This window comes from Aliagarivorans taiwanensis DSM 22990 (assembly GCF_000429505.1).
Lineage (GTDB): Bacteria > Pseudomonadota > Gammaproteobacteria > Enterobacterales > Celerinatantimonadaceae > Aliagarivorans > Aliagarivorans taiwanensis.
Genome location: NZ_AUBZ01000003.1, coordinates 220008 through 226618 on the forward strand (window position 1 = coordinate 220008; position 6611 = coordinate 226618).

The 6611-nt window shown below is 53.1% G+C and carries 4 protein-coding genes and 1 rRNA gene; 1 reads left to right on the plus strand and 4 read right to left on the minus strand.

Features of this window, described 5'->3' with window-relative positions; all coding sequences use genetic code 11:
- Nucleotides 1-98: 98 nt before the first annotated feature.
- The gene (gene uvrA, locus G462_RS0103925; protein ID WP_026957826.1) at nucleotides 99-2927 is read left to right on the plus strand and encodes an excinuclease ABC subunit UvrA; all 2829 of its coding nucleotides are present in this window, start codon (nucleotides 99-101) and stop codon (nucleotides 2925-2927) included.
- 47 nt (nucleotides 2928-2974) lie between these two features.
- On the opposite strand, the gene G462_RS0103930 is transcribed toward uvrA, so the two are convergent.
- The 4 genes from G462_RS0103930 to rrf form a co-directional block, all read right to left on the minus strand.
- Nucleotides 2975-3589 (minus strand): hypothetical protein, encoded by a 615-nt coding sequence (locus G462_RS0103930; protein WP_026957827.1) that lies wholly within the window; start codon nucleotides 3587-3589, stop codon nucleotides 2975-2977.
- A gap of 14 nt (nucleotides 3590-3603) precedes the next feature.
- Nucleotides 3604-4806 (minus strand): flagellar assembly protein T N-terminal domain-containing protein, encoded by a 1203-nt coding sequence (locus G462_RS0103935; protein WP_245579525.1) that lies wholly within the window; start codon nucleotides 4804-4806, stop codon nucleotides 3604-3606.
- A gap of 20 nt (nucleotides 4807-4826) precedes the next feature.
- Nucleotides 4827-5588, minus strand: coding sequence for a flagellar basal body L-ring protein FlgH (locus tag G462_RS0103940; RefSeq protein ID WP_026957829.1), 762 nt, complete (start codon nucleotides 5586-5588; stop codon nucleotides 4827-4829).
- 768 nt (nucleotides 5589-6356) lie between these two features.
- A 5S ribosomal RNA gene (rrf, locus tag G462_RS0103945) occupies nucleotides 6357-6472 on the minus strand.
- Nucleotides 6473-6611: the final 139 nt, after the last annotated feature.

Below are 6611 nucleotides of genomic sequence, written 5' to 3' on the forward strand. Positions count from 1 at the left end.
ACACATCTGCTATATCACACTCACACTTAGCCTTTGTCCGATAAGTTATGCGATACTGATGGTTTGCTTCGCTCTCAAATAGTCACACGCAGGAACCCATGGACAGCATTGATATTCGCGGTGCCCGCACCCACAACCTGAAAAACATCTCGCTTTCACTGCCGCGCGATAAGCTTATCGTGATCACCGGCTTGTCTGGTTCAGGAAAGTCATCATTGGCCTTCGATACCTTGTATGCCGAAGGTCAACGCCGCTATGTTGAGTCGCTCTCAGCCTATGCCCGCCAGTTCTTATCGCTGATGGAAAAGCCCGATGTGGATCATATCGAAGGCTTGTCACCGGCGATCTCGATTGAGCAGAAATCGACCTCACACAATCCACGCTCAACCGTGGGCACCATTACCGAGATCTACGACTACCTGCGACTGTTGTTCGCCCGGGTCGGTGAACCGCGCTGTCCCACCCATGATGAGCCGCTCGCTGCGCAAACCGTGTCGCAGATGGTCGACAAGGTGCTGGAGCAGCCAGAAGGCAGCAAGCTGATGCTGCTGGCGCCGGTAGTGCGCGATCGTAAGGGTGAGCATGTTAAGACTCTGGAGACCTTATCGGCACAAGGCTTTATTCGCGCCCGCATCGATGGCGAGGTGTGCGACCTGAGCGATCCTCCAACCTTGGAGCTGCACAAAAAGCACAATATCGAAGTGGTGGTTGATCGCTTTAAGGTTCGCCCCAGCGATGATCTGCGCCAACGCTTAGCCGAATCGTTCGAGACGGCACTGGAGCTGGCCGAAGGGATCGCCATGATTGCTGATATGGACAGCGGCGAGACCGTCGAGCTGTTCTCGGCCAACTTCGCCTGTCCGATTTGTGGCTACAGCATGAGCGAGCTGGAGCCGCGGATCTTCTCCTTCAATAACCCCGCTGGTGCTTGTAGCGCTTGTGATGGTCTGGGTGTTGACCAGTTCTTTGATGAATCCAAGGTGATCCTCAACCCAGAACTTAGCCTGGCGGGCGGCGCTATCCGCGGCTGGGATAAGCGTAACTTCTATTATTTCCAGATGCTCAAGTCGCTGGGGGCCCATTATGGCTTTGCCCCTGAAACGCCCTTCCAAGAACTCAGCGACAAACACCGCAAGGTGGTGCTGCAGGGCTCGGGCCGCACTAACATCGAATTCACCTATATGAACGACCGCGGCGATGTGACCGTGCGCAAGCATCCCTTCGAAGGCGTGATTCCTAATATGCGTCGCCGCTATAAAGAGACCGAATCAAATGCGGTACGCGAAGAGCTGGCTAAGTACATCAGTAATCAGGAATGTCCTAGCTGTGGCGGTAGCCGCCTGCGCGAAGAGGCGCGCCATGTGTTTATCGGCAAGACCAACCTGCCGACGGTCACCCATATGTCGATTGGTGAGGCGCTGGAATTCTTCGCGAAGCTGACCTTGACCGGTCAGCGCGCCAAGATTGCCGACAAGATCTTAAAAGAGATCAACGACCGACTGATGTTCCTGGTCAACGTTGGCCTGGATTACCTCTCGCTGGAGCGCAGCGCCGATACTCTATCGGGCGGTGAGGCGCAGCGTATTCGCTTGGCCAGTCAGATTGGTGCCGGCCTGGTGGGCGTAATGTATGTACTGGATGAGCCGTCTATTGGTTTGCACCAGCGCGACAACGAGCGCTTACTGGGCACCCTTAACCACCTGCGCGACTTGGGTAATACCGTGATTGTGGTCGAACACGACGAGGACGCCATCCGCGCCGCCGACTATATCGTGGACATCGGCCCGGGTGCCGGAGTGCATGGCGGTCAGGTGATCGCCCAAGGCAGCCTGCCTGAAATCATTAGTAGTAAAGACTCACTTACTGCCAGATACCTATCTGGCGAGCGTGCTATCGAGGTACCTAAGGTTCGTAATCCAGCAGACAAAGGTTGGGTTGAGCTCAAGGGGGCTACTGGCAACAACCTCAAAGGTGTCGACCTTGCGGTGCCCATGGGCCTGCTCACCTGCGTAACAGGCGTATCAGGAAGCGGCAAATCGACCCTGATCAACGATACCTTCTATCGCATCGCCCATAAGGAACTCAACGGTGCGGCAGGTGAAGACATTGCGCCTTACAAGAGTATCGAAGGGCTCGATCAGCTGGACAAGGTGGTCGATATTGACCAAAGCCCGATTGGCCGAACCCCGCGCTCTAACCCAGCCACCTATACCGGCATCTTTACCCCGATCCGCGAGCTGTTTGCTGGCACACAAGAGAGCCGAGCGCGTGGTTACAAACCCGGACGCTTTAGCTTCAACGTGAAAGGTGGTCGCTGTGAGGCCTGCCAAGGCGATGGCGTGATCAAGGTGGAGATGCACTTCCTGCCGGACATCTACGTGCCCTGTGATTCCTGTAAGGGCAAACGCTATAACCGCGAAACCTTGGAGATTAAGTACAAGGGCAAGAACATTCATCAGGTGTTGGAGATGACAGTGGAAGAGGCTCGCCCGTTCTTCGATGCGGTGCCGGCTATCGCCCGCAAGCTGCAAACCCTGATCGATGTGGGCCTGACCTACATTAAGCTGGGGCAGTCGGCCACTACCCTGTCCGGCGGTGAAGCCCAGCGGGTAAAATTGGCCCGTGAGCTAAGCAAACGAGATACCGGTAAGACTCTGTATATTCTCGATGAGCCTACCACCGGTTTGCACTTCCATGATATTCAGCTGCTACTCAACGTAATCCATCGCCTACGCGATCACGGCAACACCATTGTGGTTATCGAACATAATTTGGATGTGATTAAGACCGCCGACTGGATTGTCGACCTTGGGCCGGAAGGTGGTAAGGGAGGCGGTGAAATCTTGGTCACCGGCACGCCGGAGCAAATCGTCAACGAGCCGCGCTCTCACACGGCTCGTTTCTTGGCCCCTATGATTAAGCCTTAGGATTAGCGAGTAGGGCTTAATACATAGGGTTTACTTGGCTGCTGCAACTAGGAGAGTTCTTCTAACAGCTCGTCTTCTAGTTGTAGCTCGCTATTGGTCGCCAGCTTAGGCGCATCGGCCAGTGCAGAGGCTTGGCTCGGCTGCTCCGCCTTACCTTCTGTCACGGTGGCCACGTTATCGGTCACCGCATTCGCCACTTCCACCTGCTTTTGCGTAGGCTGTACTACCGCAGCAGTCGCGGCCTCAGTGGTACCATCTTTAGGCACGACGCCAATTCCAGTGGCAGTGGCGCTGTCTTTACCCGCCAAACCGTCCATCATGGCTTGGCCAATGCCTTCACCCAGCTCTTCAAACTGCGCCTGCATCTGCGATTTCAGTGCGTTCTCACTGAGCACCTGGGCGCCAGTGGCGCCGGCAATCGCCGCCTGCAACAGGGCAGGGTCGATATCGGTATCGCTACTGCTGTTACTCTCCACAGTCTGAGTCGCTTGCAACTCTTCAGCTGTCGGCTCGGCTTCTTCCTTGCCTTTGAATAGCCCCTTTACCATGCTAACAAACTTGCCATCTTCGCTCTTCTGAGCTTCGCTAGCGGAGTTTGCAGCCGGTGCATATGCCTGGTTCTGTGTCCCCTGGGCTGCACCGATTGAAGTCGTATCACTCACAGTCTTCTCCTCGATTATTGCTCTACATACATGCCGCTGTGGGGGTAGATATCGTTCACAGCAACCAAAACATCTCGAATCTGCAGGTTGGCCATATCGGCAAAATCATGGGTGGTTAGAACCGCTCGATCTGCCTGTACGGCGACTACTTCGAGAACTATCTCATCGTCGTTAAACACCGGACCGCCCACTTGGCCGGTTTGATACATCAGGTGCTGCCGACGCACTAAGCGGAACTTATCGCCCTTGCGCACCCCGTTGGAGTACCCCAGATTGATTACCGCTTGGTTATCAAACACGCTAACCACAGTGGCCAGGCTCTGTTTACAGTGCAGCTCGCTTTCCAGATCGCGCACCATATTGCCAATGACCATCTCGATGCCTTGACCATAGTGGGTTCGCCAGAAGGTTTCACCGCTCACATCCAGCTTGAGGGTAACGTCGTAAGGCCACTCTTGTTGGAAGCTATAGTCGCGACGCAGCACAATCTCACCGCGGATCCCATCTACCACCATTAGACGAATATGAAAGTTACGTAACCTCTCGCTAGAAGAAAGCCCAAGAAAGTTGGTACTTACTTCGTTGTGGTGAGACAAGTCCAAAATCCGACCAACGGTAACAAACTGCACATCGTAGTCCTGAGAGATGGTGCGGGCGATGTCCAGCACCTGGCTCTCTAGATCTCGTGTATGGCGACCACCCAGCGCAATCGCGCGAGTCATCAGATGGCGCGTATCAAAACGCTGACTGTGCGAGGACAGTTGTCGGTGCAGTCGGTGTGCAACCTCCTCACCCAATCGGTAAATACCGCCTAACTGGGCATGCTCCAGCTTCTTGATATCGAAGGGGCCAACAAACAAGGTTTTCTTGTAGTCATCGATGGAACACATGTTGACCGGGAAAATGTCAGCACTAATGGTCACGGTAATGATGTTGTCTTCGATCTTCTCGTGCAGCAGGCGGAAGTCATGGATCTCACCATTGGTCCGCACCGTTAACGAATCGGTTTCCAATATCCCTGAGCGCACTTCTTGCAGCGAACGCACGCTGGCACCACCGCGGTACATCACATTCAGTAAGGCTTCCTGAATAGCCTTGCGGCGGGCCACTTCAACCTCGCCGTTCATGATCATGGCCTGCCCCTCACCTTCATACCAAACCGCGTGGAGTGGCAGAGATAACAACAGACAGCAGGCAACTAAGATTTTTTTGAACATAAGCTACTACTAGTTGGGCCTTAGAATGGCCACATACTTCCGTTGAGGAATGACGACATCCAACCTTGGGTTTGGGTATCCGCTTGGTCTCCAGTGCCACTAAATTCGATGCGTGCATCGGCAACTTGATAGGAGTTCACCGTGTTCTGTTCGCTCACATCACGCGGCCTAACGATACCGGTAAAGCGCAGGTACTCTTTGCCGTTGTTAATAACCAGCCATTTTTCGCCACGCACCACCAAGTTACCGTTACTCAGAATATCCACCACCGACACGGTCACCCGCGCATTCAAGCGGTGGCTTTGATCGGAACCTGCGCTGCCATCGAAGTCCTGCTCCTGATTCATATCCAGCTCAATAACCTTGCCATTGATCGACAGGTTACCGCCCGGCACACCGATCGGGTCTAAGGTATAAGAGCTGTTTCGCCCCATCTGGGTGGTCGCGGACTTGGTTGCAGAGGCTTCTTCCTGTAGTAATACCGTGATGGTATCGCCCAGAGAAAATGGCGGTGTGTAGCTATATAAACTGCGCGATGAACCAGTGTTGAATACCGATCCCGTAACAATAATATCGGCGGGTGTCGGACGCGGCTCAACCGGTGCATAGAACGGATCATCTGGGATCGGCGAGCGCTGATCGGTAGAGACGGTCACCTGCCGTTCCCGGTTATCTTCGCGTTTTTGCGCCCCTTCACTAACTTGGCTGGCACCATCGGCAATGGTACTACAGCCACTTATCAGCAAGACGCTGCTAAGTGCCAACATCAACATGTGCTTCATTGCGCGTTTCCTCTGAGAATGAACGTTATATTTCTAGCTTTTTTATTCGCATTCGATGCCCCAGTGTTGAGGGGTAAGGACAAATATCCGTCACTTTGGCTCGATGCATAACTTGCCCATTCGTAAAGCAATATAGATGCCACAACCCCGCTTTGGCATGATTAAATATTATTCAATAGCTTTTTTTCAGTTGAAATGACTTTCTGTTGATCATGACTGGAGAAATATGATGTTTTACTAACCAATCGAATTAATAATCTTTAAAAGCGGAAATAAGCTGCCGCTAGCGGCAATTTTTGCCCCTTCAAAAAGAGCTACTGTTTTGAAGTGTTTAGTTGATGGTTTTTGACGAAGCAGCATGAAAATCGAAGTAGTCAAAGCCTAACGATCTTGTTCATTTAGTGGCTACTCGCTGTAAGGAGAATCGGTTGGAGACCTAATTCTATTGAGATACCGCGAAGCCTTTCACATGGGGGAGGAGTAGGGGTTTCGAGAAGCAGCGCTTCGAGCCTGCGCGCTGGACGGCCCACCCTGTGGGCTGATGTGTTGTGTATGCAGTAGGTCTGCTGCACTTGGTGAGTAGGAGCCAATACCAGAGGTATTGTCTCCGCCTGGCCTTTGAAGCGCTGCTTCAAAGCTACTTACACATGGGGTTAGTTGCGCCACAGGCGCGCTTTCTACCTGCTTCCCCATGCCAAAGCCGGTCAGTTTAGTGTGCGAGGAATGCAAAAAGGCCCCGCTCGTTAGAGCAGGGCCTTCTTATTGAGAGCCTGGCAGTGACCTACTTTCACATGGGGAAGCCCCACACTATCATCGGCGCAGTTGCGTTTCACTTCTGAGTTCGGCATGGAGTCAGGTGGTTCCACAACGCTATTGCCACCAGGCAAAAAACGGTGTCTTTAGCAATTCGGATAAGGATAAGATTTTAAATCTGGAGTTCAAACAAGCATTTCTTGTTTAGGTGAACAACAACACCCCTTAGGTGTTGTATGGTTAAGCCTCACGGGTAATTAGTACAGGTTA

Excerpts from the sequence above, each read along its gene's own strand:
- uvrA (WP_026957826.1), top strand. The coding sequence starts at position 99 with ATGGACAGCATTGATATTCGCGGTGCCCGCACCCACAACCTGAAAAAC.
- G462_RS0103935 (WP_245579525.1), bottom strand. The coding sequence starts at position 4,806 with ATGTTCAAAAAAATCTTAGTTGCCTGCTGTCTGTTGTTATCTCTGCCA.
- G462_RS0103940 (WP_026957829.1), bottom strand. The coding sequence starts at position 5,588 with ATGAAGCACATGTTGATGTTGGCACTTAGCAGCGTCTTGCTGATAAGT.